A 25,366-nucleotide genomic window follows, 5' to 3' on the forward strand; every position below is an offset into this window, starting at 1 on the left:
ACGCCGGGTGCGTCCGCGAGGAGGGAACCCCATGACGACGACCGCCACCGAGGAGAGCCTCTGGGTCCGGTGCTTCCACCCGGCGCCGGAGCGACCCGTCCAGCTCGTGTGCTTCCCGCACGCGGGCGGCTCGGCCTCGTTCTACTTCCCGGTCTCCGCGCAGCTGCAGTCCGACGCCGAGGTGTTCGCGGTGCAGTACCCGGGCCGCCAGGACCGGCGCCGCGAGACCAGCCCCGGCGACCTCCACACGCTCGCCGACCAGGTCCACGCCGCACTGCGCGACTCCCTGCAGGACCGCCCCACGGTCTTCTTCGGACACAGCATGGGCGCGACACTGGCGTTCGAGGTCGCCCGCCGGCACGAGGCGGGCGGCGGCGAGATCGCCCACCTGTTCGCCTCCGGGCGGCGCGCCCCGTCCCGCGTCCGGGACGAGAACGTGCACCGGCTGACCGACGAGGGCATCGTCGAGGAGCTCACGCTGCTGGCGGGCACCGACACCGCGCTGCTCGGTGACGAGGAGATCCTCCGGATGATCCTCCCCACGATCCGCAGCGACTACCAGGCGATCGAGACCTACCGCTGCGCGCCCGGGGCCACCGTGCGCGCGCCGCTGACCGTCCTCACCGGGGACAGCGACCCCAAGACCTCCCACGACGAGGCGGAGTCCTGGCGCGACCACACGACCAGACCGTTCGACCTGCACGTCCGCCCGGGCGGGCACTTCTTCCTCGGCTCCGACGCCCCGGCGATCATCGCGATGCTCCGGAAGGTCCTCACCACCCTGGCATGACCCCGCCCACGCGACTCCCTGTCGCCGTCCCGCCGCGCTGCGTCCGGTGCCCGGTATGGGACAGAATCTCCTAGGCTCAAGATCGTCGAGCCGGGTCCGCCCGGCCGGCCCGGTCGCTCGTGGAGGTAGCCCAGGATGTCCGACGCCACCGATCTCCGCGAGCGCCTGGTGGGCCGCGGGACCGAGTCGGACCGGCTGGCGTCGGCCGGCACCGGGGCCGCCGCCGGCACGCACACCGCACGGCTGCTCGTCGGCCCGCCCGGGATCGGCAAGTCGGCCCTGCTGGACGCGTTCTGCGCGGGCGTCCCGGCGGGCGTGCGGACCGCGCGCGCCCGGGGCCGGGAACGGACGTCGGACATCTCGTTCGCGGTGGTCCGCGACCTCTTCCGTGACCTCGTGCCCGGTGACGCCACCGAGGACCCGGACCTGTTCGAGGGCGGCGCCCGGTGGAGCGTCTCCGCGCTCGACGAGGGCTCCGCCGGCGCCGAGCCGGACAACCTCTACCCGGTGCTGCACGGCCTCTACTGGCTGACCGCGAACCTCACCGCCCGGTCCCCGCTGGTCCTGGTCGTGGACGACCTGCAGTGGTGCGACGACGCGTCGCTGGCCTTCGTCGGGTTCCTGCTGCGGCGGTCGGTGGGCCTCCCGCTCGGGGTGGTGCTCGCCTCCCGCACCGACGGCGCGGGCGCGCTCCCGGAGCGGCTCGCCGAGGTCGGCGCCCAGGTCGGCGCCGCGCTGACGGAGGTGCGCCCGCTGGACCGGTCCGGCGTCGGCCGTCTCGCGGCGGCGCGCAGCGGAGGCGGCGCCGGCGGCGCCGGCGGCACGGTCCCCGAGCTGCCGCAGGCCCCGCTGCTCGACGCGCTGACCGAGGCGTCCGGCGGCAACCCGCTGCTGGTCGAGCAGCTCGTCGCCGAGCTCGGCCCGGCGACCGGCGAGGGGGCGACCGACCGGGTGCACCGGCTCGGCCGCGAGGTCATCGACAGCCTGGTCGAGCGGCACGTGTTCGACGCCCCGCCGCACGTCCGCGCCGTCGCGTCGGCGGTCGCGGTGGTGGGTGCCGAGCAGACGGCGGTGCTCGCCACGCTGTCGGGGGTGCCCGCCGGCTCGGTCGTCGAGGCGGTCGGGACGCTGGCCCGGACGGAGGTGTTCGCCCCGGACCGCTCCGACTTCCGGCACGACCTGCTGCGCTCCGCGGTGCTGCGCGGGCTCCCCGGCGACGAGCTCGACGACCTGCGCCGGCGCGGGGCGCGGGTGCTCAGCGACGCGGGCCGTCCGGCCGAGGTGGTGGCCGCCGTCCTGCTCGTCCTGCCCGGCGCCGGCGAGCCCTGGATGATCGACGTCCTGCTGGAGGCGGCGGACGCGGCCGCGCACCGCGGCGCCCGCCCCGCCGTCGCCCGCTACCTGGAACCGGTGGTCGCGGCACGGCCCGGCGACATCGGCGTCCGCACCCGGCTGGCCGCGGCGCTGGGCCAGAACGAGCCGGAGCGGGCCGTCGCGCACCTGCGCGACGCGCTCGACCGGGCCGCCGACCTGCCGTCGCGTGCGCAGGTCGCGGTGCAGCTGGCCATGACGTCGCTGGCGGTGCAGCAGGCGCCCCGCGCGGTCCGGGTGCTGGAGGACGTCCTGGACACGATGGACCGCGAGCTCCCGTCCGACCCCGGCCCCGGGGCGACCGAGCTGCGCACGCACGTCGAGGCCGCGCTGCTGGTCGTCGGGCTCGACGAGAAGAAGACCGTGGCCGCGACGATCGACCGGATGGGCCGGATGGCCACGCCCGCCGGCCGCACCCCCGCCGAGCGCCAGAAGCTCGCGATGATGACGGTGACCAGGGCGATGGACGGCGAGGACGCGCCCGCCACCGTGGATCTCGCGCGCCGGGTGCTGCTGGTCGATGAGGCCACCCTCGGCGGCTGGGCGGTGCTGGCGTCGTCGCTGGTGCTGCGGCTGGCCGACGAGGTCGACGAGTCGACGGCGGTGCTCGACCGGCTCGTCGCGCAGAGCCGCGAGCAGGCATCGGCCTGGACCTACAGCCTCGCCGTGGGGACCCGCGCGACCAACCACGTCGTCGTCGGCGACCTGGCCGAGGGCGAGGCCGACGCCCGGACGGCGCTCGACATCGCCGAGCAGGAGGCCTGGCGGGGCAACACCGTGGTGCCGAGGATCGCCCTCGCGAACGTGCGCCACCTGCAGGGCGACCCGGAGGCGGCGCTCGCCCTGCTCGACGGCATCGTCCGGCCCCGGCTGGAGGACTTCGCCTGGGAGTACCACGACTACCTGATGGCCCGGGCGGGGGCGACCGCCGACACCGGCGACACCGACTGGGCGCTCGCGACCTACCGGCGCTGCGGCGACAGCCTGGAGGCGGCCGGCATCGCGAACCCCGTCCTGGCGCCGTGGTGGCTGCACGCCGCAGTGCTGCTCGCCGGCAGCGGCCGCGCGCACGAGGCGCACGGGATCGTCGAGCGCGGCGCCGACCGGGCCCGGCGCTGGGGCACCGCCCGCGGGCGGGGGCTCGCGCTCGTCGCCCGCGGCGTGGTCACGCCGGGCCGGGGCGGCACGGACCTGCTCGGAGAGGCGGTCGCGGTCCTGGAGGGATCGCCCGCCCGGACCGAGCTGATCCTCGCCCACCACCTCCTCGGCCGGGCGATGCTCGACGCCGAGTACCCCGAGGCCGCCCGCGAGGAGCTGCGGCAGGCGGCGACCCTGGCCGCGCGGTGCGGGGCCCTCCGGGCGGCGACGGCGGCCCGCGAGCTGCTCGTGCAGGCAGGCGGCCGGATGCGCCCGCCCACCGGGTCCCCGCTGGACCCGCTGACCAGCGCCGAACGCCGGGTGGTCGCCCTCGCCGCCGAGGGCGCCCGCAACCGCGAGATCGCGGAGGCGCTGTTCGTCACCCTCCGCACCGTGGAGGTCCACCTCACCAGCGCGTTCCGCAAGCTCGGCGTCCCCGACCGGGCCGCACTGGCCGGGATCGTCGGCGCGGCACGGACCCGCCTCGGATGAACGAGCGCCTGCTCCGCGAGCGCGACGCCGAGTGCACCGCCCTCGACCGCGCCCTCGACGCGCTGGTGGCCGGGTCGTCGCCGTTCGTCGCTGTCACCGGCGAGCCCGGCACGGGCCGGTCGGCGCTGTTGCGGCGGGCGTCCGGGCGCGCCACGGCCCGCGACGTGCGCGTGCTGACCGCACGGGCCGTCCCCGCGGAGAGCGGGTACCTGCTCGGGGTGGCGCACGGCCTGGTCGGTGGCCTGGACCCGGCGCCCGCGCTGCCCCGGTCCGGCCCGGTCGGCGCCGGGCTCCTGCACGAGTGGTGCCGCGCCGTCCTCGACGCCGCCCGCACCGGACCGGTACTGCTGGTCGTCGACGACCTGCACTGGGCCGACGACGAGTCCCGGCAGTGGCTGCAGATGCTGCTGCGGCGCCGGAGCGAGGCGCCGATCGGGCTGCTGGTCGCCCTCAACGGCACGCACGACGGCCTCGGCTGGGCCACCGCGCCCACCGCCCCGTCGGACGTCGTGCTGCGGACCGGTCCGCTGTCCGCCGACGCGGTCCGGGCCGTGGTCACCACCGAGTACGGGATGCTGCCCGACCGCGTGTTCGCCGTCCTCGCCCGCCGCACGACGGGCGGCAACCCTGCGGTGCTCGCGGCGACGCTGGCCCGGCTGGACCGCTCGGAGTCCCCGACCGCGGCCGCGGTGCCCGAACTGGTGCGGTGCGCCGCGACCGCCCGCCGCGACCACGTCGCCGGGGTGCTCGACGGCCTGCCCGCCGCGCTGGTCGACGCGCTGCGCGCCGCGGCGGTGTGCGGCACCGAGCTGGCGCCGGTGCGGGAGCGGATCGGCGGGACGGGGCCGTCCACCGGGGACGGGACGCGCGCCGCGCTGGCCGCTACCGGCCTGGTCCGTGGCACCGATCCCGAGCTGCCCGCCGACGGCACGGTCACCGACGCCGTCCTCGCCGGGATCGACCCCGAGCGGCGCCGAGCACTGTTCGCCTCCGCCGCCGGACTCGCCGCCCGGGCCGGTCTGCCCGAGGACCGCATCGCCCGCGCCCTGCTCGCCGCGCCCGCGCTCGGCGAGCCGTGGGCGGCGGAGCTGCTGCACCGGGTCGCCACCCGGCACCGGGCCGGGAACCGGCACGCCGACGCCGCCGACGTCGCCGAGCGCGCACTGCAGGAACCGGTACCGGAGCAGCTGCGCGGGGCGCTGATGGTGGAGCTGGCGCTGTCCCGTGCGCACAGCGCCCCCGGGACGGCGGCCCGGGTGCTCGCCCGGATCACCCTCGACACCGACCTGGCGGCGAGCACGCACGGGGAACGGGCGGTCGACCTGCTGCTGTCCGACGGCGAGGTCGGCGCGGCCCGGCGGGCGCTGAACATCGCCGTCCGGCGCTGCCCGGAGGACGCGCCGACCCGGGAGGACCTGCTGTCGCTGTCCCGGCTGACCGACGAGCTGGGTTTCGAGGAGCGCGCCGCGCTGCGCGGGCCGGTCGGTGCCGCCGTCGCCGGGTCCGACGACGGCGGGCCCGTCGCCCGGGGCACCACGGCCTGGGCCCTCGTCCTGCGCTGCCAGGACCGGGACCGCGCCACCCGGCTCGCCCGCGCCGCCCTGGCCGGGCCGGTCGGCGCCGCCCCCGCGATGCCGCAGGTCATGGCGGCGCTCACCCTCGACGCCGCGGGCTGCCGCGGCGAGGCCGTCGACACGATGCACCACCTGCTGCTCGAGATCACCCGGGACCGGCCCGTGCCGCCCGCGGTGCTCGCCGTCTCCGCGCTCGTCGGGCTGCGGGCCGGCGACCTCGACGGAGCCCGGCGCGACCTGCGCGCGGCCGGCGACGCACCGGTCTCCTCGGACGGGGCCGATCCGCTCGCCGGTGCCGCCCGGGTGCTGCTGCACCTGGCGGAGTCCGACCACGCCGCGGCGGCCGCCGCCGCCTTCGCGCACCCGGTCGCCGGCCGGGAACGGCCCGGGTCCGCGCTGCTCGAGTACGCGCGCGGGCGGGTGCGGGCGGTCGAGGGACGCCACCGCGAGGCGATCGAGATGTTCATGGGGTGCGGGCGGCTGCTGCTGGACCGGGGCCGGGTCAACCCCGTGCTCGCGCAGTGGCGGTCCGCGGCGGCGACCTCGCTGCAGGCCTGCGGCACGCACGCGGCCGCCCGCCGGATGGCCGACGACGAGCACCGGCTCGCCGTCCGGTGGGGCGCGCCCGGCCCGATCGCGGTGGCCGAGGCCGCCCTGGCCGGCCTGGACGGGGACCCCGCCGCCACCGGTGGACCCGAGCGGGACGGGGTGCGGCGTGCTGTACGACCGTGACCCCGAACTGCGCAGCCTGCGCGACGCCGTCGCCGGCGCCGCCGACGGCCGCGGTGCCGCCCTCGTCGTCGGCGGCGGTGTCGGCACCGGTCGTACCGCCCTGCTCGACGCGGCGGCCGGTGCCGCGACCGGGACTGGCCTGACCGTCCTGCGGGCCGCGGCGGCGCTCGTCGAGCGCGACTTCGAGCACGGCGTCGCCCGGCAGCTCTTCGACCCGATGCTCGCCGCCGGTCGTGGCACCCGCAGCCGGTGGCTGGCCGCTGGCGGCGGCGAGCTCCCCGCCGCGCTCGCCGCGGAGCCGGTCGACCCGCCGGCCCCGGAGGTCCGGCACGGCCGGGTGCGCGAGCTCCAGGAGCTGCTCGAGACCGTGAGCGCCGAGCGGCCGGTCCTGGTGCTGGTCGACGACCTGCAGTGGGCGGACACCGCGTCGTTGCGGTGGCTGAACCGGCTCGCCGCGCGCGTCCCGGAGCTGCCGGTCGCCCTCGTCGGCACCGTCCTGCACGGCGACCCGGGCGCGGGGCGGGCGCTGGTGCGCGGCCTGGCCGGGTCGGCCACGCCGTTGCGGACCCGCCCGCTGGGGGCCGCCGCCGTCCGCGGGGTCGTCGCCGACCGCCTCGGCCGCGACGGCGAGCCGGAGTTCGTGCAGGCGTGCCGGGACGTCTCCACGGGCACGCCGTCGGTGCTGCACGCCGTGCTCGACGACGTCGCCGCCACCGGCTGCGGCCCGCTCGCGGTGCACGCCGGCCGGGTGCGGGAGGCACTGCCCGCCGCCCTGCGCGAGCGGTTCGCCCGGTGCCTGCGGGCCCAGGACGACCCGGCCCGCCGGTACCTCGGCGCGCTCGCGGTGTTCGGGACCGACGCCGACCCGGCGACCGTGCAGCGCCTCGCCGACCTGGACCCCCACGGGCTCCGCACGGTGCAGGGACAGCTGGCCGAGCAGGGCCTGCTCAGCGAGGACCACACCGGGTTCGCGCACCCGCTCGTGCGGGAGGTCGCCACCGGACCGGCCGAGCGGGAGCGGCTGCACCTGCGCGCGGCGTGGCTGCTGCACGAGACGGGGCACCACGTCCGGGAGGTGGCCGTGCACCTGCTCGCGGTCGCCGCACCGCTCGACGACTGGGCCGTCGAGGTCCTGCGGGCCGCCGCCCACCAGGCGACCACGGCGCACCGCCCGGACTCCGCCGACGACCACGACGGCGACCCGGCCGCGGTCCGCTACCTGCGCCGTGCGCTGCTCGACAGCGACGTCACCGGTCACGAGCGCGGTGTCCTGCTGGTCGAGCTGGCCGCGGCGGAGCGGTTCACCGAGCCCGGCACGGCGGTCCGGCACGTGTCGCAGGCGCTGCCGCTGCTGGCGTCGGCGCGGGACCGGGCGACCGCTCTCACCCTGATCGACCCGTCGACGGTCCGGGACGCCACGGACCCGGTCCGCGACGCCGTCCGCGCCGCCGACCGCGACGACCGCGACGTCGGCGGGACCGGTCCCGCCGACGACGACGGGCGCGCGGTGACGGTGCGGATCCGCGCCCGCGCCCGGCGGCTGGACGAGCAGCGCCCCGAGGGACTGGCCCGCTCGTGCGCGCTGCTCCGCGAGGTGATCGACGCGCCGGACGAGCTCCTGAGCACCTCGGCCGGCCGCGAGCTGGTCGGCGTGCTGCTGCACGCCGCGGCGCTGTCCGGGCGGGTCCCGGCGGCCGACGTCGCCCACCTCGGCGAGCGCCTGCTGCGGATCACCCCGGCCCGCGAGGTCCGGCCACCGCACGGGGTACCGCCCGGCGACGGCCCGCGCGGCCTGCTGGTGCTCGCGCTGGTCGCCGCGGACCGGCCGCGGTCGCTGGGGACCTGGCTCGTGCCCGACCCGGCGTCGCCCGCGGCGGCCACGGCCGACGAGCTCGCGCTCGTGCTCCTCGCGCACGGGCGCCCCGCGGAGGCCGCCGCGCTGCCCGGCGGCGTCCTGCGCGAGCGGGTGCCGCCCGCGTCGGCGGCGTTCCACGCCGCGCTGATCGCCGCGGCGATCGAGGCCCGGGTGCCTGCCCTCGGCCCGGAGCCCGCCGGGCGGCCGCCCGGCGGGGGCCTCGTCGCGCACGCCACCCACCAGCTCGTGCGCGCGGCGGGCGCGCTGCTGGGCGAGCAGCGGGACCTGGCGCTGGAGTGCTTCCTCGACTGCGGCCGCCACCTGGAGCACCTCGGCTGGTCCAACCCGGCGCTGTTCCCGTGGCGGAGCTGGGCGGCGCGGCTGCTGCGGCGGCGCGGCGAGACGACGGCGGCACTCGACTGGGCCGACGAGGAGCTCGCGCTGGCCCGGGCCTGGGGGGCGCCGGCCGCGCTCGGGCGTGCCCTGCGGGTACGGGGCTCGCTCGTCGGCGGGTCCGCGGGCGAGGCGCAGCTGCGCGAGGCCGTCGCCGTGCTCGGGGACTCCGCCGACACGGCCGGCCTGGGGCGCGCCGAGATCGCACTGGGGCGGCACCTCGCCGCGGCGGGGGACCCGGCGGGGGAGGACCTGCTGCGCCGGGGCCGCCGTCGCGTCGACGAGGCCGGGACCGGCGACGCCGGTGCGGCGGGGTCGGCGCAGGCCGTGGCACCGGCCGTCGAGATGCCGGTACGGACCGACGGCGCCGCCGGCCCGACCGGCTCCGACGGCTCCGACGGCGCGGCGACCGCGGGCCCTGCCGACGTCCTCACCGATGCGGAGCGGCAGGTCGTGGACCGGGTGGTCGGCGGGGCCACCAACCAGATGATCGCCGAGGAGCTGGGTGTCAGCCGCCGGGCCGTGGAGAAGCGGTTGACGAGCGCCTACCGCAAGCTCGGGGTGAGCGGTCGCACCGCGCTGCCGGGCGCGGGCTGACGGCCTCCTCCGGTGCCGGGTGGTCCCGGCACCGGAGGAGGAGCTCAGCGGGCGGCCCCGGCCCGGCCCGCGGTGGACCCGGCCCAGCTCGCCGGGGACTGGTAGCCGCCGGGCCCGGCCCAGGTCGTGGGACGGCGCCGGGGCGCCTCCGGGGCGCCGTCCGCACGGCCGGCCAGGGCCAGCAGCGCCACGGTCACCGCCGCGACCTCGGCCGGATCCGGGTGACCGGCGGTGATCCTGATCCGCGGGGCGGCGTCCGTCGCGGCGCTCACGTCGGCGGGTTCCCGTGCTTGCGGACCGGCAGGTCCGTGCGCTTGGCCCGCAGCATCGCGAGCGCGTCGACCAGGGCCGAACGGGTGTCGGCCGGGTCGATGACGTCGTCGACGAGTCCGGCCTCGGCCGCGTAGTACGGGTGCATGAGGTCGTTGCGGTACTGCTTGATCCGCTGGGCGCGGGCGATCTCGGGGTCGGGTGCGGCCGCGATCTCGCGCCGGAAGACGACGTTGGCCGCGGCCTCGGCGCCCATGACCGCGATCTCGTTGGTCGGCCAGGCCAGGGACAGGTCCGCGCCGATCGAGCGGGAGTCCATCACGATGTACGCGCCGCCGTAGGCCTTGCGCAGGATGAGCTGCACCCGCGGGACGGTGGCGGCGCAGTAGGCGTAGAGCAGCTTGGCGCCGTGCCGGATGATGCCGCCGTGCTCCTGGTCGCCGCCGGGCAGGAAGCCCGGGACGTCGACGAGCGTCACCAGCGGGATGCTGAAGGAGTCGCAGGTGGAGACGAACCGGGCCGCCTTCTCCGAGGCGTGGATGTCGAGCACCCCGGCCAGCGACGCCGGCTGGTTCGCGACGATCCCGACGGTGTGCCCGTCGAGCCGGGCGAGCCCGCACACGATGTTGGTCGCCCACCCGGCGTGCACCTCGAACAGGTCGCCGTCGTCGACCACCTCGGCGACGACGTCGCGCATGTCGTACGCGCGGGTGGTGTCGGCGGGGACGATGTCGAGCAGCGACGGGGTGGCGCGGTCCGGCGGGTCCGCCGTGGGCGCGACCGGGGGCTGCTCGCGGTTGTTCGACGGCAGCAGCGACACGAGGTGCCGGACGTCGGCGAAGCAGGACTCCTCGTCGTCGTACACGAAGGCGCTGGCCCCGGACTCGGTGCTGTGCACCTCCGCGCCGCCGAGCTCCTCGTGGGTGATGTCCTCGCCGGTCACGGCCGACACCACGTCCGGTCCGGTGATGTACATCTGGGCGATGTCGCGGACCATGAACACGTAGTCGGTCAGGGCGGGGGAGTAGGTCGCACCCCCGGCGCACGGGCCGAGCATTACGCTGATCTGCGGGACGACGCCCGAGGCCCGGACGTTGCGCCGGAAGATCCCGCCGTAGCCGGCCAGTGCGGTGACGCCCTCCTGGATCCGGGCGCCCGCACCGTCGCTCAGGCTGATCAGCGGGGCACCGGCCGACTCGGCCAGGTCCATCACCTTGTGGATCTTGGTCGCGTGCGCCTCGCCGAGCGAGCCGCCGAAGATCCGGAAGTCGTGGGCGTAGACGAACACGGTGCGGCCGTCGATCGTGCCCCAGCCGGTGACGACGCCGTCGGTGTGCGGTCGCCGGTCCTCGAGCCCGAACCCGGTGGCGCGGTGCCTGCGGAACTGCTCGATCTCGCGGAAGCTGCCCTCGTCGAGCAGCATCGCCAGGCGCTCGTGCACCGTGAGCTTGCCGCGGGCGTGCTGCTGTTCGGTCGCCCTGGCGGACGGGCCGGACCGGGCCTGCTCGCGGGCCGCGTGCAACTCGGCCACCCGCGACCGCAGGTCGGCCGTGGTGGTCTGGATGTCGTCGGTGGCGGTCATGTCCTCACCCCTCGCCTCGGGCCGTCGGCGTCACGTCACGTGGTCACTTCACGTGGTCGGGAACGACCTGGGGCGGCCAGGACCCCAGCTCGAAGAAACCCATCGAGTAGGCCTTGGAGATCAGTGCCGGCCGGTTCTTGACCTTCATCTTCCGGAGCAGCGCGGTCACGTGGTACTCCACGCCGCCGCGGCTGAGGAACAGGGTGGAGGCCAGCTGCACGGTGGAGGCTCCGGAGGCGACGCCCTCGAGGATCTTGGCGTCCATGTCCGAGAGCAGCCGGCGCGGCCCGCTCCTGGCCGACGACGGCTCGGCGTCACCGGTGCGGAGCACGGCGACGACACCCTCGACCCGGCCGGCGTTCCGCGCGATCGCGGTCGCCATCAGGTCGCCCTGGAGCGACGAGTCGGGCCCCGCGAGGGCAACCGACCGCTCCTGGAACCGGGGCTGCTGACCGTCCAGCAGCCGCTCCATCTGGTGGCGGACGCGGGTACGGATGCTCGCGTCCAGCAGGTCGCAGAACGCCGACCCGCACACGTCACCGGAGCCGATGTCGCACATCCGGCGGAACATCTCCTGATTCGCCGCGACCACGCGCAGACCCCGGTCGAGCGATACCATGCACGCACTGGTGGATTCCTGGGAAATTCGCTCGTCGGTGGCGCCGTCGTATGGCAGTGCTCGCATGGAATAACTCCCCGAAGTTCAACGGAACGCGCTGTTCCGGGAGCGGACCGGACAGTCGCGGTAGCCGTTCTCGATAACCGATTTCGACCGTATGGAGGACACTCGACGGGGGTCAACGGCTCCCGGACGTAAGCGCTTAACACTGTGGCATCGGAGGTACGGGGGTTCGGTGGGGTGCGTACGGTGTGTGAGCTGGATCACTACGGTGCGGGGTGCGGACACTATGGTTCTGCTGGTCGCCACCGTGGTCCGCGTGCGCGCCCGGCGGGTGCGCGAGGTGTGCTGCCGGCGGTCGTGCGGGGCCGCTCCGGCGCTCCGCAGTGCGGGTGCTCAGTGCTGCACGAGACCGGCTTCCTGCAGGTCGGCCAGCCAGTCGTCCATCATGTCCCGCATCCACCAGGGATCGGCGTCCCAGAGCTCGGCGAGGTGCGCGGCCGCGTCGCCGAGGTTCCAGGCGGACCGGCACAGGGCGATCCACATGGCGGTGCCGAGCTCGTCGCACAGCAGCCGGTCGTCGTGCCCCGGGTGCCCCAGCTCCATCCAGCCGGTGTCGAGTACCCGGACGGTCAGTCCTGGAACCGGTTCCACGTCCATCCCCCTCGGTGCCGGACGGGGTCCGTCCGTGAATCTGCGGCCGGCCGGATCGCCGGTCGGCCGCACTGCCGACATGATGTGTTCACGTTCGCCGTCCTCGATCGTCATCGCGGTGGACTATGCCTTCGGCGAAACCCGGATACCACCAGTATCCACTGCGCGGATCGAACCCGCACTGCCCGGAGCGGACGAAGAACGGGTGTTTTCCCGGTGCGTTCCGTAGTCGGGTGGCGTCCGACCGAGGTGCTCCGTTCCCCACCGGACGGGGGCCGTAAGGTCATGATCGACTTGTTCCCGTCCGTCGTGTCGGAGGTCGCATGAGCGTCGAGGGCGTACCCGAGGGCACCGGCCGCCGCGCGGACCCGGACACCACCCGGGCCCCGGTACGTCGGCGGGGCTGCCGCTGATGCCCCGGCCGGTGCTGGTCGACCGCGACGATGACCTCGGTGCCGTCGACGCGGCGGTCGACCGCGCCGTCGGCGGGTCGGGGAGCCTGCTCGTGTTCACCGGCCCGCTCGGCATCGGGCGCACCGCGCTGCTCGACGAGTGCGCGCGCCGCGGCACCGCCCGCGGGGTGCGGGTGCTGCGCGCCCGCGGCACCGACGACGAGCGCGGCGTCCCCCTGAGCACCGCCCGGCGCCTGCTCGCGGTCGCCCCCACCGACCTGCCCGGACGCGCCGCCCACGGGGACTTCGAGGCCCTGCACGCCGAGCTGGCCGCGCACGCGGCCGACGGGCCGGTGCTGCTGCTCGTCGACGACGCGTCCCGCTGCGACGCGGACTCGCTGCGCTGGTTCGCCTTCCTCGGCCACCGCCTGGCCGGGCTGCGGGTGACGATCGTGCTCACGGCGCTGGACGGCGACGGCGGCCACGACGGCGGCGCCGGACCGGTCCCGGCGGACCTGGTGGGGCAGGCCGGCGCCGTGCGTCCACTGCGCCCGCTCTCGGACGGCGCGGTCGTCGTCGCCGCGCTGGCCGAGGCGACGGGCGGGAACCCGCTGTTCCTCGCCGCCGTGGTCGAGGAGGTCGCGGCCGGCCCGCACGGCTGCCAGGAGACGCTGGCGCACCGGGTGCGCGAGTGCGCCCCGGCGCGGTTGCGGGACCGGCTCGCCCGCGCCGTGCGGCGGATGCCCGAACCGGAGCGCCGGTACCTGACCGCGGTCGCCGCGGCGGGTGACGTCACCGACGACACGATGCTCGGCCGGCTCGCCGGGCTGGACGCCACCGACACCGCCGCCGCCGGGTCCGTCGCCCGGCGGATGGGGCTCACCGGGCCCGCGGAGCACCGGCTGCGGCACCGCGTCGTCGGCGACGCCCTGGACGTCGTCCAGTCCTCGGGGCAGCGCCGCGACACCCACCTCCGGGCGGCGGAGCTGCTGCGTGACTTCGGCGGGTCCTCCGACCGGGTCGCCCTGCACCTGCTCGCGGTCGGCGGCGCCGGGCTGGGCGATCGACGCGCTGCGCGAGGCCGCGGGTCCCGCCGCCGGCCGCGGCGAGCCGTGGACCGCGATCCGCTACCTGCGGCACGCGCTGCTCGCCGAGCCGGGCGAGGCCGAGCGGGCCCGCGTGCTCGTCGACCTGGCGGGTCTGGAGCGGTGCCTGGACGCCGGGCTCGCCCTGCGCCGGGTCGTCCAGGCGGTGCCGTTGCTCGGGCCGGTGCGTGACCGGGCCGAGGCGCTGTGCCGGGTCACGCCGCTCGCGCTGGAGGGCGCGGCGCCCCCGGTGATCGCGATGCTCCGGGGGGTGGCCGGGGAGCTGGGACGCGCCGTCGCCGGGGACACCGGGGACGCCGCCGGCCGCGAGCTCGCGCTGCGGCTGGAGGCCCGGCTGCACTACGTCGACAAGCACACCCGCGCCGGGCTGTCCGCCGCGGCCGCCCGCCTCGACGAGCTCGAACGGCGTCCCGGTGGGGTGCCCCTGGACACCCCGGGCGAGCGTGAGCTCGCCTGCGTCCTGGTCCACTCCGCCGCCGTCGGCGATCACCGCCCGGCGGCCCGGGTGGCGGCGGTGTGCCGGGCCGTCCTGGCCCGCGAGCCGGCGTCGTCGGAGCACGTGCACAGCACCGTCGGGATGCTGGTGACCTGCCTGTGCATGGCGGACGCGGTCGAGGACCTCCCGGCCTGGCTGTCGGTCGCGGCCGGGCACGCGCGGACCGAGCGGGCCGGCGTCGCCGAGGCCGTGATCCGCGCCGAGCTCGCCGCGGTGCTCCTGTGCTCCGGGCGCCCCGCGGAGGCCGAGGAGGAGGTGCGGCGCTCGGTCGACCTCGTCGACGACCTGGCCGACGACTCCCTGCTGCCCGGCATGGTGCTCGCGCCGGTCCTGACCGCGGTGCACCACCCCTCCGGTGCCGAGCGGGTCCTGGCCCGGTACGGCGCCGCCCCGTCGGTCCCGCCGGGCTTCGGCGCCTGCCTGCAGATGCTGCGGGCCCGCGCCGCGGTCGAGGCCGGCGACGCGGACACCGCTCTGGAGTACTGCCTCGACGCCGGACGCCGGTTCGAGCGGGCCGGCTGGACCGCGACGCCGGTGCCGTGGCGCCCGTGGGCGGTGGAGATCCTCGCCGGGCGTGGCCGGTGGCCGGAGGCCAGGGCGCTCGCCGAGCAGGAGGTGGCCCGCGCCCGCCGCTGGGGGGCACCGACGCAGCTGGGCCGGGCCCTGCGGATGCTCGGGGAGCTGTCCGCTCCCGCCCGTGCCGGCGAGCTTCTCACCGAGGCAGTCACGGTCCTGGACACCGCCGGTGACCGCACCGAGTCCGACCGGGCGGTCCGGGCGGTGGCCGCGCACCGGGACCGGGCCGCCGATCCCGGCACCGGGCCGCTCCCGCGGACGCCCCGCGCCCCGGCGGAACCGCCGCGCGGCGACGACCCGGCCGGAGCACCGGCGTCGGCGGGCCGCCCCGGCGGCGATGCCCGGCCCGCTCCCGCCCTGACCCGGTCCGAACGGCGGGTCGCGACCCGCGCCGCGCAGGGCCGCACCAACCAGGAGATCGCCGGCGACCTCGCGGTCAGCGTCCGCGCCGTCGAGAAGCACCTGACCGGCGTCTACCGCAAGCTGGGGGTGTCCGGCCGGGCCGCGCTCCGCCGGGTCTGGGAGGGCGGGTCCGATCGCATCGCCTGACCCCGCCGACACCGTCCCGGCCGCGCCGCCGTCCGTCCGCAGCGCGGTCGCGACGCTGCGCGACGAGCCGTCCGGCGTGGTCGCCCTGGCCTGGGCCGCCGCGGTACTCGGCCCGGACACGACCGCCCCCACCCGCGCCCGGGTGGCCGGGCTCGACGACGCCGAGTCCAGCCGCGCCGCCGAACGGCTCGCGGAGCTGGGCGTGCTCGACGGGACCCGGTTCCGGCACGAGCGGGTGCGCGACGCGGTCCTCGCGGACGCCGGCGACGACCGGCTCCGGCAGGTGCACGCCCGCGCCGCCCGGGTGCTCGACTCCGAGGGCGCCCCGCTGGAGCGGGTGGCGGAGCACCACCTCGCGGCCGGCCCGCCGCAGGACGGCGGTGTGGTCGAGCTGCTGCACGTCGCCGCGTCGCGGGCCGAGCAGCGTGGCGACCGCGCACACGCGACCGCCCTGCTGGAGCACGCCCTCACCGGCCCGGTGACCGGACGCCGGCGTGCCGCCCTGCTGGTGGACCTGGGCGTCAGTCGGCGGGTCGTCGCGCCGGCCACCTCGTCGACGCACTGGCCCTGCTGCCCTCCGCGCGGGAACGGGCCGAGGTGCTCGCGCACACCGTGCCCCTGCTGTCCGGGACCGATGCCGCGGGCCTGCTCCGGACGCTCGACGACGGCCTGCGGGACCTCGCCGCAGGGACCGTCGGCGCCGGGACGCCGGAGGACCGCGAGCTGCGGCGGCGCCTGGAGGCGCTGCGGCTCTACGCGGCCTCCGAGGACACCGCGCACGTCGGCCGGGTCTGGGACTGGGTGGCGCGGACCGATCCCGGCGCGCTGGGCGCCGGGACCGGCGCCGACGCGCTGCGCGGCGCGCACCTGTTCTTCTCCGCGCTGGGCCTGCACGACGACGCCGCGACGGTCGCCGCCCGGACCGTGGAGGTGCTGCGCGGCGACCTCGACGACAGCGCGTACTTCCAGCCGATCCGGATGGGGGCGCTCGGCCTGCTGCCCTGGACCGAGGCCGACGCCGACCTCGACGCCGTCCACCGTCGTGCCCTCGACGCGGCGCACCGCCGGAACCGCCCCGACGTCGAGGCGTTCCTGCGCGGGGTCCGCTCGCTGCTGCGCCTGCGGTGCGGCCGGGTCCCCGAGGCGCTCGCCGACGCCCGCGCCTCGCTCGACGTCCTCACCGGGGAGGTCAGCGGCGAGGCGCGGTTGATGGTCCTCTACTCGGCGGCGCTCGCGCTGGTCGAGCTCGGCGAACCGGAGGAGGCCGGGCGGCTGCTCAGCTCGGGCGTCCCCGACGGCGCGTCCGACCGGACCTGGCGGTGGAGCTGCCTGCTCGACGCCCGTGCCGCCGTCCTGGCGGCGACCGGGCGGACCCGGGAGGCGCTCGCGCTGTCGCTGGAGTCCGGGCGCCGCCTGACGGCCGTCGGGATCGTCAACCCGGCCGCGCTCGACTGGCGGCGGCGGGCCGCCGAGCTGCACCACGACCTCGGTGAGCACGAGGCGGCGCTGGCCGTGGCCGGGGAGCACCTCGCGCTGTGCCGGCGCTGGGGCACCAGCGGGCACGTCGGCGGGGCGCTGCGGGTGCTTGGGGTCGTGCAGGGCGGGGAGCGGGGGCTCGCGACGCTGCGGGCGGCCCGTGCCGAGCTGGCCGCGTCGCCGCGGGTGCTCGACCGGGCGCGGTGCACCGTCGACCTGGGCGCGCTGGTGCGGGAACACGGCGGCGTGGGGGAGGCGCGGGCCCTGCTGCGGCACGGGCTGGACCTGGCCGACGAGTGCGGGGCGCCGGTGCTCGCCGGCCGTGCCCGCGCGGAGCTGGCCGCCGCCGGTGGCCGGATGCGCCGTTCCGGGCCGTCCCCGCTGACCCCGGCCGAGGTCGACGTCGCCCGGCTCGCCGCCGGGGGAGCGACCAACCGGGACATCGCCGGGACGCTCGGCGTCACGCAGCGCGCGGTCGAGGGTCACCTCACCCGGTGCTACCGGAAGCTGGGCATCGGTGGCCGGGCGGAGCTGCCGTCGTCGCCGGCCGACGGGGTCTCCTGACGGTCCGGCGCGTCCGGCGGGCCGGCCCCGGGGCGCGGCCGGGGAACTCCGCCCCGAGCAGCGCCAGTACGGGGGTCGCCTTGACCGCGGTCTCCTCGAACTCCGCCGCCGGGTCGGACAGCGCGATCACCGCGCCGCCGACGCCGTAGCGGAGCCGGTCCCCGCTCAGGACGGCCGTCCGGATGACGATGCTCAGGTCCACCGTGCCCGTCACCGACAGGTAGCCGACGGCACCCGAGTAGACCCCGCGCGGGCCGGCCTCCAGCCGGTCGAGGATCCGCATCGTGCGGACCTTCGGGGCACCCGTCATGGACCCGCCGGGGAACGCGGCGCGCACCGCGGCGACCGGGCTCGTCCCGGGCCGCAGCCGGGCCCGCACCGTGCTCACCAGCTGGTGGACGGTCGGGTAGGACTCGACGTCGAACACCGGGCCGGCGACGACCGAGCCGACCTCCGCGCAGCGGCCCAGGTCGTGCCGCACCAGGTCGACGATCATCAGGTTCTCGGCCCGGTCCTTCTCCGACGTCGCGAGCTCGGCGCGCAGCCGCGCGTCCTGCGCGGGTGATGCGCCACGCGGCCGGGTCCCCTTGATCGGCTTCGACTCCACGACGCCGTCCCGGCCGATCCGCAGGAACCGCTCCGGGGAGCTGCTCAGCACGGCGGTGCGCCCGAAGTGCAGGAACGACGCGAACGGTGCCCGGTTCGCCCGGCGCAGCCGCCGGTACGCGGACCAGGGGTCCAGCCGCACCCCGGCCTCGACCATGTTGGTCAGGCAGATCTCGTAGGTCTCCCCGTCGAGGATCTCGTCCTGGCAGGCGCGGACCAGGTCGAGGTAGGTCCCGCGGTCGTGCCGCAGCCGGACGGGGGCGGGGTCCGCCACGACGTCCGGGACGGGATCCGGCTCGCGTCCGGCCGCGCCCGCGAGGGTCGCCGCGGCGGCGCCGAGCCATTGCCGGGCGGCGGTGTCGTCGCCGCCCTCGGCCAGCGCCAGCAGGTACCCGGAGCCGTCCTCGTGGTCGAGGACGAGGGCGCGGTCGCAGAACACCATCGACGCGTCCGGGTCGGGCGAGCGGTGCACGGCCTCGCCGCCGCACTCGGCCTTCAGCTCGTAGCCGAGGTAGCCGACCCAGCCGGGGGCGAAGTCGAACGGCAGCTCGGGGACCTCCGCCCGGATCCCGGCGAGGTCGCGCTCCAGCCAGTCCAGGAACGGCGACGGGACGACCTCGCGGCCGCTGCGTGTGGTCACCGTGACCGTCCCCGCGTGCACGTCGGCCTCGGCGGTGCGGCCCAGCGGGCCCGACGCGTCACCCATCGCGGACAGCCGGCCGAGCGGTCCGCCGGGTCTGCTGCTGTCCAGCCAGAACGGGTGGTGCCCGGTGCGGAACAGCCGGTCGAACGCGACCTCGCCGTCGATCCCGGACGGCACCCGCTCCACCAGCACGCGGAGGCGGCGCGACGGGTCCGGGCCGCCCCGGTCGCCGCGATCGGGCCGACGGTGCCCCGGGGAACCCGGCCCGGCGGGGGCCGCGCCCGGTCCGGGGCCGCCCGCTCCGCCCGGACCGTGGGACCCGGCTGCGGACCCCGTCCGGCCGGTGGCCGCACGGTCCGGCGCCGGTGTGCGCCGTGGCCGGTCCGCGCGGTCCGCGCGGTCCAGGGTCAGGTCACGGAAGTTCCGCAGCAGCGCCGTCCCGTCGAGGGTGCCGATCGACTCCGGGTGGAACTGCACCCCCCACAGCGGCAGCGTGCGGTGCCGCAGCGCCATCAGCACCCCGTCCGGTGTCCACGCCGTCGCCGCGAGCGCCGCGGGCAGGTCCGTGACCGCCAGCGAGTGGTAGCGGACCACCTCGATCGGCGACGGCAGGCCGGCGAACAGCCCCGTCCCGTCGTGGTGGACCGGGGAGCTGCGGCCGTGCCGCGGCTCCGGCGCGCGCCCGACCCGCGCCCCGTGGGTGAGCGCGATCGTCTGGTGCCCCAGGCAGACCCCGAGCACCGGGACCCGGTCCTGGGCGGCGAGCTCCGCGCAGATCCCGACGTCCGCCGGCCGGTGCGGGGTGCCGGGTCCGGGGGAGAGGACGACCTGGTCGAACCCGTCGAGCAGCGCGGGCCGCCACGCCGGGTCGTCGTTGCGGACCACCTCGGGCTCGCACCCGTTCACCCGGCTCAGCTGGTGGAACAGGTTGTAGGTGAACGAGTCGTGGTTGTCGACCAGGAGCGTGCGGATCCCCGCCCCGGGCGACGACGTGTCCCGCGCGGTGCTCACCGGCGCTCCTCTCGATGCGTGCCGGCCGGATTGGCCCGGCGGGGACGGGTCGGTGACGAGTGTGGACGCCGCCCCGCGGACTCCATCGGTCAGGGCCGGTGCGGTCCGTCACCCCGGACGGGTGTGACACCGTCCCCGCCATGGCCGCACCCTCCGCGGGACACACCCCCGGCACCGACGACGACCGGGTGCTCCGCGCACTGGCGACCACCGGCTACGGGCACTTCACGACGATGCTCGTCACCGACGGCCGGGTCCGCGGCCTCGACCTGCACCTCGACCGGCTGGCCCGGGACTCCCGCGCGTTGTTCGGGACCGTCCCGGACCGCGACGCCGTGTGCGGGCGGATCCGGGCGGTGGCGCCGGGCGACGGCGCCGTCGTCGTCCGGGTGTCGGTCGCCGATCCCGCACTCGGGCTCGCCACGATCGGTGCGCCTGCCGACCCGCGGATCGCCGTGACCGCCCGGCCCGCACCGCAGGCTGCGCCGCCCCCGCTGCGCGTGCGGACGGTCGGGCACCAGCGGTACCTGCCCGAGGTCAAGAGCGTCGGCCTGTTCCCCACGATGCACCTGCGCCGTCTCGCGAGCCGCGACGGGTTCGACGACGTCCTGCTCACCGACGGGCGCGGCACGGTGCTGGAGGGCAGCACCTGGAACGTCGGGTTCGTGGCGGGGAACCGGGTGGTCTGGGCCGCGGGCCCGGTGCTCGCCGGTGTCACCCGCACCCTGCTGCGGGACGCGCTGCGGGAACCCCCGGTGGAGCTCCCCGGCGTCGACGACCGGGAGGAGACCGTCCGCACGGCGGACCTGCCCCGGTTCGAGGCCGCCTTCGCCACGAACGCGACCGGGATCCGCCCGATCGCCGCGATCGACGACACCCCCTTCCCCAGGACCCACCCCGTCCTGACCGCCCTGACCCACCTGTACGAATCCCTCCCCACCACCCCGATCCCCGCCTGATCACGGATCGGGCAGCGAGGCGGCCGGATCCGGCCGGGTCCCTTCCCGATCCGTGATCACCGGGTAGGTTCCCGGGCATGGGTGGTGCGGCCGGGGGGCGGCGCCCCACGCTCGACGACGTCGCCGCCGTCGCGGGGGTGTCGCGGGCGATGGTGTCGATCGTGCTGCGTGGTGCGGCGGGCTCGCGCCCGGCGACCCGGGAGAAGGTGCTCGCGGCGGCCGAGCGCGTCGGGTACCGGCCGGACGCGCGGGCCCGGCTGCTCGCCAGCGGGAGCGCGCGGCAGATCGGTGTCGTCCTCGGCCTCTCCGGGCGCTTCCACGCCGAGCTGCTCGACGGCCTCTACCGCGCCGCCGGCGCCGTCGGTCACGAGCTGATCCTGTCCGCGATGACCCCGGAGCGCGACGAGCGCGCCGCGGTCGAGACGCTGCTGGACTTCCGCTGCGAGGCCGCGATCCTCCTCGGCCACGACCTGGACCGGGTGCCGGTGGTGGCCGGCCGGATGCCCGTCACCGTCGTCGGCTGCCGGGTGCCCGACCCGTCGGTGGACGTCGTGCGGACCGCGGACCCGGTGGGCATGCGGCTGCTCGCCGACCACCTCGCCGGGGCCGGGCATACCCGGATCGCGCACGTCGACGGCGGGAGCGGCCCGATCGCGTCGTCGCGCCGGTCGGCCTACCGCACGGCGCTGCGGGAGCGGGGACTGCGCGCCGGGGGCGTCGTCGTGCCCGGCGGCGACAGTCTCGACGCGGGGGTCCGCGCCGCCCGCGCCCTGCTCCGCCTGCCGGAGCTGCCCACCGCCGTGATCGGCTTCAACGACGACGTCGCCGCCGGCCTGGTCGAGGGGCTGCTGGCGTGCGGCGTCCGGGTCCCCGACGACGTGTCCGTCACCGGCTGGGACGACAGCGCGCTCGCCCGGCTGCCCGAGGCCGGCCTCACGACGGTCCGCCAGGACCCGGACGAGCTGGCCCGCCTCGCGGTCGGGCGCAGCGTCGCACGGCTGCGGGGAGAGCGGCCGGAGCCCCGCGAGATCGTCCTGACCCCGGAGCTGGTGGTCCGCGGCTCGACCGCGCACCCGCCGCCGGATACCTGACCGGTCCGGCGGGAGAGCCCCGCGCGGATCCGTTGACGCCTCGCTTTGAAGCGCTCTAATCTCGTCGTTGGAGCGCTTCAATCGCTCCTCGACGACACGTACCCGTGGCCGGAGGAGGCTTCCATGACGGCAGTCCAGTACGACCCGTTCGACCCGGACTTCTATCCGGCCGATCCGTTCTCGGTGTACCGGCGGATGCGCGACGAGGCGCCGGTCCACTACAGCGAGCGCTACGGCTGGTACGCGCTGACCCGGTTCGACGACGTGCGCGACGCCATCACCGACGCGGACACCTTCCGCAGCTTCGAGGGCATGGACATCGACGACTCCCGGCTCGAGCACGTCCCGCCGGGCTCGATCGGGTCGATGGACAACCCGCGCCACGACCAGGTCCGCCAGGTCGTGCAGCCGTTCTTCGTGCCGCGCCGGGTCGCCCACCTGGAGGAGGGCGTCCGCGGTGTCGTCCGGGAGCTCGTGTCGTCGTGGTCGGGCCGGGACCGGATCGACATCGGCGAGGAGCTCGCGTGGCCGATGCCGTTCGACGTCTTCTTCCACCTGATGGGGTTCCCCGGCCGGGCCGAGGCGACCGACGCCGACCGGGCCCACCGCGCGCAGCTCGAGCACTGGACGCACGAGCTCAAGGACCGCGTCCCCGGCACCCCGCACCTGGGCCCGAAGGCGAAGTTGGCCACGCCGAAGGTCCAGCAGTACTTCGTCGACGTGCTCGAGTCGCGCCGCCGCCGGGGCCGCGACGACCTCATGACGACGATGGTGCACGCCGAGATCGACGGCGAGCCGTTCGTGCCGGGCGAGATCACCCCGGTCTCCGAGATCAGTGGCCTGATGATGATCCTCTTCCTCGGCGGGGTGGAGTCCACCGCCGGGCTGGTCACCACGATGTTCAAGCTCCTCGCCGAGAACCCGGACCAGCTCGCGCTGCTGCGCTCCGACCCGTCGCTGATCCCGGCCGCGGTCGAGGAGACGATGCGCTGGGCGACCCCGCTGCAGCTCACCGCCCGTACCACCGCGCGCGAGGTGACCCTGCACGACGTCACCCTCCCGGCGGGCTCGCGGGTCGTGCTGGTCCCCGGTGCGGCCAACCGCGACGACCGCCGCTTCCCCGATCCCGACCGGTTCGACATCACCCGCCCGCTCGGCCGGCACGTCGGGTTCGGCGAGGGCGTGCACGGCTGCCTCGGCGCGCCGCTGGCCCGGCTGGAGGCGCGGATCGCCCTGGAGGAGGCGCTGCCCCTGCTCGGGAACTTCGCCCTCGACGGCGAGCCGCGCTTCTACGCCAGCAGCCCGAACATGTACGTCTGGAAGACGATGCCGCTCGCGCTCGACGCGCCGGTGCCGTCCGCGCCGGAACCGTCGCGCCGCCGCCCGGCGCCGCGGGCCGAGCCCGAGATCGAGGCGACGGTCGTCGCCAAGGAGACCGTGTCCGACGGCGTCGTGACCCTGACCCTGCGGGCCGCCGACGGTGCGCCGCTGCCCGGGTGGGCGCCGGGCGCGCACGCCGACCTCGTCTGCGGCGGGGTGCAGGCCCGGCAGTACTCGCTGTGCGGCGACCCGGCCGACACCGGTAGCTGGCGGCTCGGTGTGCTCCGCGAGGCGGACGGGCGTGGCACCTCCCGGCACGTGCACGACACCCTCGCCGCGGGCGACACTGTGCGGCTGCGCGGGCCCCGCAACAACTTCCCGCTGGCCTGCTCGCGCCGCTACCTGTTCGTCGCGGGCGGCATCGGGATCACCGCGATCCTGCCGATGATCGCCGCCGTGGACGCGCTCGGCGCGGACTGGCACCTCGTCTACGGCGGGCGGCGTCGGGCGTCGATGGCGTTCCTCGACGAGCTCGCCCGCTACGGCGACCGGGTCTCGGTCGTCCCGCAGGACGAGGCCGGATTGCTCGACCTGGACACGCTGCTGGGCACGCCGCGCGACGACACGCTCGTCTACTGCTGCGGGCCGGAGCCGCTGCTCGCGGCGGTGGAGCAGCGGTGCGCGGGCTGGCCGGAGGGCGCGCTGCACGTCGAACGGTTCAGCCCGAAGCCGCAGGCCGGACCGCGGCGCAGCACGGCGTTCGAGGTGGAGCTGGTCCGGACCGGGGTGACCCTGACCGTGCCGCCGGAACGGTCGGTGCTCGACGTCGTCGAGTCCGCGGGCGCGACGGTGCTCTCGTCGTGCGCGGAGGGCACCTGCGGCACCTGCGAGACCCCGGTGCTCGCCGGCGAGGTCGACCACCGTGACTCGGTCCTCGACGACGGGGAGCGGGCCCGCGGCGACTGCATGATGATCTGCGTGTCCCGGTCCTGCTCGGACCGGCTGGTGCTGGACCTGTGACGCGACGGCGCCGCCGGTCGCCGGGGGACCGGCGGCGCCCCGCGGGGAGCGGGTCAGTGCTCGACGTCGATCCAGGCGCGTTCGTCGACCGACCGTGCGACGGCGTCGAGCACCCGGGCCGCGGCCAGGGCGTCGTCGATGGTGGCGCCGCCGCTGCGCCCCTCGGCGATGCCGGCCAGGAACGCCGTGCACTCCGACACCTTGAGGTCGTCGAAGCCGGTCGGGTTGCCCGCGCCCGGCTGGAACAGCCCGAAGTCGCCGTCGCCCGGCGCGGCGGCCCAGGTGGTCGCCGGCTGGTCGACGTAGCGGTCCCCGGCCGCGACGACGAGCTCGCCGGGCCGCCGGAAGTCGAACGAGAGGAGGCCCCGCGTCCCGTGGATCTCGAACCCGTAGTCGTTCTGGTCGCCGGCGGCGACCCGGCTGGCCTCCAGCGTGACGATCGACCCGGCGCCGGTCCGGCCGAGGACCGAGACGAAGTCCAGGTTCTCCACCTCGCCCGTGGGGGAGTCCGCGTCGCCCCGGACGTACTGGCTCGCCCCCGCCCCGGCGAGCGGGCGCCGCGGGACGAACCGTTCGCCGTCGGCGACGACCGTGGTGAGGTCGCCGACCAGGAACCGGACCAGGTCGACGCCGTGCACGGCGAAGTCGGTGAGCAGCCGGAACCGGGCGTGCGTGAGCGTGCCGAGTGTGCCCTCGTCGATGACCCGCTTCGCGCGGGCGACGGCCGGGACCATCCGGTAGTTGAAGCCGACGGTCGCGCACACCCCGGCCCGGTGCACCGCGTCGGCGACGGCGGCGGTGTCCGCCGTGGACAGACCGACCGGCTTCTCGATCCAGAGGTGCTTGCCGGCCTCGGCGACGGCGACGCCGATCTCCCGGTGCCTGCTGTTCGGCGCCGCGCAGCTGACGGCCTCGACCTCCGGGTCGGCGACCAGGTCCTCCCAGCGGGCGTGACCGCGGGCGAAGCCGTAGCGCGCCCGGTGGTCGGCCACGGCCGCCGCCACGGGATCGGCCACCGCGACCGGACGGGGACGCCGCGCGAGGTCCGGGACGTGGTGCGGGACCCGGGCGTACGCGCGGGCGTGCAGGTGGCCCATCCAGCCGGCGCCGACGACGCCGATCCCGATCTCGTCGCCCACGGCTCAGCCCTCCGGCTTCACGGCGACGACGGGGACCGGGCTCTCCAGTAGCAGCCGCTGCGAGATGCTGCCGAGCAGCGCCTTGCTCAGGCGGTTGCGGCGGCGCAGCCCGATGACGAGGCGCTGCACGTCGCCGCGCTCGTCGATCTCGTCGAGGACGGCGTCGGCGGGGTCGCGGTCCCCGGGGCCGCGGCGCTCCAGGACGGTGACGCCCGGCCCGGCGTCGGAGATCGGCTCCAGGGTCAGGTTCAGCAGCACCAGCGCGGTGCCGAGCAGTTCGGCCTCGGTGGCTCCGGCCGTCCGGGCCGCCCGGCCCTCGGCCCCGGCGCTCACGGCGACGAGCACGCTCATG

At 76.9% G+C, this 25,366-nt stretch carries 17 protein-coding genes; 10 read left to right on the plus strand and 7 right to left on the minus strand.

Features of this window, described 5'->3' with window-relative positions:
* Positions 1 to 31: 31 nt before the first annotated feature.
* From Ae150APs1_RS00280 to Ae150APs1_RS00295, 4 genes are all read left to right on the plus strand, one after another.
* A complete protein-coding gene (locus Ae150APs1_RS00280; protein WP_075294952.1) occupies positions 32 to 790 on the plus strand; it encodes an alpha/beta fold hydrolase in 759 nt (252 codons plus the stop codon).
* Positions 791 to 925: 135 nt separating this feature from the next.
* A complete protein-coding gene (locus Ae150APs1_RS00285) occupies positions 926 to 3,790 on the plus strand; it encodes a LuxR family transcriptional regulator (RefSeq protein ID WP_075294954.1) in 2,865 nt (954 codons plus the stop codon).
* Positions 3,787 to 6,096: an ATP-binding protein gene (locus Ae150APs1_RS00290; RefSeq protein ID WP_075294955.1), complete on the plus strand. Its 2,310-nt coding sequence runs from the start codon at positions 3,787 to 3,789 to the stop codon at positions 6,094 to 6,096. Before Ae150APs1_RS00285 ends, Ae150APs1_RS00290 begins: the two co-directional genes overlap by 4 nt.
* The gene (locus tag Ae150APs1_RS00295) at positions 6,080 to 8,941 is read left to right on the plus strand and encodes a LuxR family transcriptional regulator (protein WP_170918021.1); all 2,862 of its coding nucleotides are present in this window, start codon (positions 6,080 to 6,082) and stop codon (positions 8,939 to 8,941) included. Before Ae150APs1_RS00290 ends, Ae150APs1_RS00295 begins: the two co-directional genes overlap by 17 nt.
* A 44-nt stretch (positions 8,942 to 8,985) precedes the next feature.
* Here Ae150APs1_RS00295 and Ae150APs1_RS00300 read toward each other — a convergent pair whose 3' ends face one another.
* The 4 genes from Ae150APs1_RS00300 to Ae150APs1_RS00315 form a co-directional block, all read right to left on the minus strand.
* Positions 8,986 to 9,213 (minus strand): acyl-CoA carboxylase epsilon subunit, encoded by a 228-nt coding sequence (locus tag Ae150APs1_RS00300; protein ID WP_075294959.1) that lies wholly within the window; start codon positions 9,211 to 9,213, stop codon positions 8,986 to 8,988.
* Positions 9,210 to 10,793 carry an acyl-CoA carboxylase subunit beta gene (locus tag Ae150APs1_RS00305; RefSeq protein ID WP_010230831.1) on the minus strand — a complete coding sequence of 528 codons (1,584 nt, stop codon included), beginning with the start codon at positions 10,791 to 10,793 and terminating at the stop codon, positions 9,210 to 9,212. Before Ae150APs1_RS00305 ends, Ae150APs1_RS00300 begins: the two co-directional genes overlap by 4 nt.
* Before the next feature lie 43 nt (positions 10,794 to 10,836).
* Positions 10,837 to 11,478, minus strand: coding sequence for a PAS and helix-turn-helix domain-containing protein (locus tag Ae150APs1_RS00310; protein WP_075294961.1), 642 nt, complete (start codon positions 11,476 to 11,478; stop codon positions 10,837 to 10,839).
* Between the two features lie 330 nt (positions 11,479 to 11,808).
* The gene (locus Ae150APs1_RS00315; RefSeq protein ID WP_139316762.1) at positions 11,809 to 12,066 is read right to left on the minus strand and encodes a hypothetical protein; all 258 of its coding nucleotides are present in this window, start codon (positions 12,064 to 12,066) and stop codon (positions 11,809 to 11,811) included.
* 412 nt (positions 12,067 to 12,478) lie between these two features.
* Between Ae150APs1_RS00315 and Ae150APs1_RS33110 the strand changes: the two genes are divergently transcribed.
* The 3 genes from Ae150APs1_RS33110 to Ae150APs1_RS00330 all read left to right on the plus strand — a co-directional run bounded on the left by Ae150APs1_RS33110 (position 12,479) and on the right by Ae150APs1_RS00330 (position 17,225).
* Complete coding sequence (locus tag Ae150APs1_RS33110; protein WP_075294966.1) at positions 12,479 to 13,735, plus strand: AAA family ATPase; 1,257 nt, start codon at positions 12,479 to 12,481, stop codon at positions 13,733 to 13,735.
* Positions 13,736 to 14,729: 994 nt separating this feature from the next.
* Positions 14,730 to 15,185 carry a LuxR C-terminal-related transcriptional regulator gene (locus Ae150APs1_RS33115; protein WP_249266516.1) on the plus strand — a complete coding sequence of 152 codons (456 nt, stop codon included), beginning with the start codon at positions 14,730 to 14,732 and terminating at the stop codon, positions 15,183 to 15,185.
* Positions 15,186 to 15,782: 597 nt separating this feature from the next.
* Positions 15,783 to 17,225: a LuxR family transcriptional regulator gene (locus tag Ae150APs1_RS00330; protein ID WP_075294970.1), complete on the plus strand. Its 1,443-nt coding sequence runs from the start codon at positions 15,783 to 15,785 to the stop codon at positions 17,223 to 17,225.
* Here Ae150APs1_RS00330 and pabB read toward each other — a convergent pair.
* On the minus strand, positions 17,149 to 19,485 hold the full coding sequence (gene pabB, locus Ae150APs1_RS00335) for an aminodeoxychorismate synthase component I (protein ID WP_249266155.1): 2,337 nt from the start codon (positions 19,483 to 19,485) through the stop codon (positions 17,149 to 17,151). The genes Ae150APs1_RS00330 and pabB overlap by 77 nt on opposite strands.
* A gap of 140 nt (positions 19,486 to 19,625) precedes the next feature.
* Between pabB and Ae150APs1_RS00340 the strand changes: the two genes are divergently transcribed.
* The 3 genes from Ae150APs1_RS00340 to Ae150APs1_RS00350 all read left to right on the plus strand — a co-directional run bounded on the left by Ae150APs1_RS00340 (position 19,626) and on the right by Ae150APs1_RS00350 (position 23,875).
* Positions 19,626 to 20,444, plus strand: coding sequence for an aminotransferase class IV (locus Ae150APs1_RS00340; RefSeq protein ID WP_075301512.1), 819 nt, complete (start codon positions 19,626 to 19,628; stop codon positions 20,442 to 20,444).
* Between the two features lie 77 nt (positions 20,445 to 20,521).
* Complete coding sequence (locus Ae150APs1_RS00345) at positions 20,522 to 21,535, plus strand: LacI family DNA-binding transcriptional regulator (RefSeq protein ID WP_075294972.1); 1,014 nt, start codon at positions 20,522 to 20,524, stop codon at positions 21,533 to 21,535.
* Between the two features lie 123 nt (positions 21,536 to 21,658).
* Positions 21,659 to 23,875, plus strand: a complete 2,217-nt coding sequence (locus tag Ae150APs1_RS00350; RefSeq protein ID WP_075294974.1) for a cytochrome P450 — start codon at positions 21,659 to 21,661, stop codon at positions 23,873 to 23,875.
* A gap of 53 nt (positions 23,876 to 23,928) precedes the next feature.
* Here the strand turns inward: Ae150APs1_RS00350 and Ae150APs1_RS00355 are convergent, their stop codons facing one another.
* The gene (locus tag Ae150APs1_RS00355; protein ID WP_075294976.1) at positions 23,929 to 25,014 is read right to left on the minus strand and encodes a Gfo/Idh/MocA family oxidoreductase; all 1,086 of its coding nucleotides are present in this window, start codon (positions 25,012 to 25,014) and stop codon (positions 23,929 to 23,931) included.
* A gap of 3 nt (positions 25,015 to 25,017) precedes the next feature.
* Complete coding sequence (locus Ae150APs1_RS00360) at positions 25,018 to 25,365, minus strand: universal stress protein (protein ID WP_060575854.1); 348 nt, start codon at positions 25,363 to 25,365, stop codon at positions 25,018 to 25,020.
* Position 25,366 lies beyond the last annotated feature (1 nt).

This window comes from Pseudonocardia sp. Ae150A_Ps1, assembly GCF_001932315.1.
GTDB lineage: Bacteria > Actinomycetota > Actinomycetes > Mycobacteriales > Pseudonocardiaceae > Pseudonocardia.

What these genes read in the sequence shown, in the direction of transcription:
- Ae150APs1_RS00280 (WP_075294952.1), top strand. Translation starts at nt 32, where the DNA reads ATGACGACGACCGCCACCGAGGAGAGCCTCTGGGTCCGGTGCTTCCAC.
- Ae150APs1_RS00285 (WP_075294954.1), top strand. Translation starts at nt 926, where the DNA reads ATGTCCGACGCCACCGATCTCCGCGAGCGCCTGGTGGGCCGCGGGACC.
- Ae150APs1_RS00290 (WP_075294955.1), top strand. Translation starts at nt 3,787, where the DNA reads ATGAACGAGCGCCTGCTCCGCGAGCGCGACGCCGAGTGCACCGCCCTC.
- Ae150APs1_RS00305 (WP_010230831.1), bottom strand. Translation starts at nt 10,793, where the DNA reads ATGACCGCCACCGACGACATCCAGACCACCACGGCCGACCTGCGGTCG.
- Ae150APs1_RS00310 (WP_075294961.1), bottom strand. Translation starts at nt 11,478, where the DNA reads ATGCGAGCACTGCCATACGACGGCGCCACCGACGAGCGAATTTCCCAG.
- Ae150APs1_RS33110 (WP_075294966.1), top strand. Translation starts at nt 12,479, where the DNA reads ATGCCCCGGCCGGTGCTGGTCGACCGCGACGATGACCTCGGTGCCGTC.
- Ae150APs1_RS33115 (WP_249266516.1), top strand. Translation starts at nt 14,730, where the DNA reads ATGCTCGGGGAGCTGTCCGCTCCCGCCCGTGCCGGCGAGCTTCTCACC.
- Ae150APs1_RS00340 (WP_075301512.1), top strand. Translation starts at nt 19,626, where the DNA reads ATGGCCGCACCCTCCGCGGGACACACCCCCGGCACCGACGACGACCGG.
- Ae150APs1_RS00345 (WP_075294972.1), top strand. Translation starts at nt 20,522, where the DNA reads ATGGGTGGTGCGGCCGGGGGGCGGCGCCCCACGCTCGACGACGTCGCC.
- Ae150APs1_RS00350 (WP_075294974.1), top strand. Translation starts at nt 21,659, where the DNA reads ATGACGGCAGTCCAGTACGACCCGTTCGACCCGGACTTCTATCCGGCC.
- Ae150APs1_RS00360 (WP_060575854.1), bottom strand. Translation starts at nt 25,365, where the DNA reads ATGAGCGTGCTCGTCGCCGTGAGCGCCGGGGCCGAGGGCCGGGCGGCC.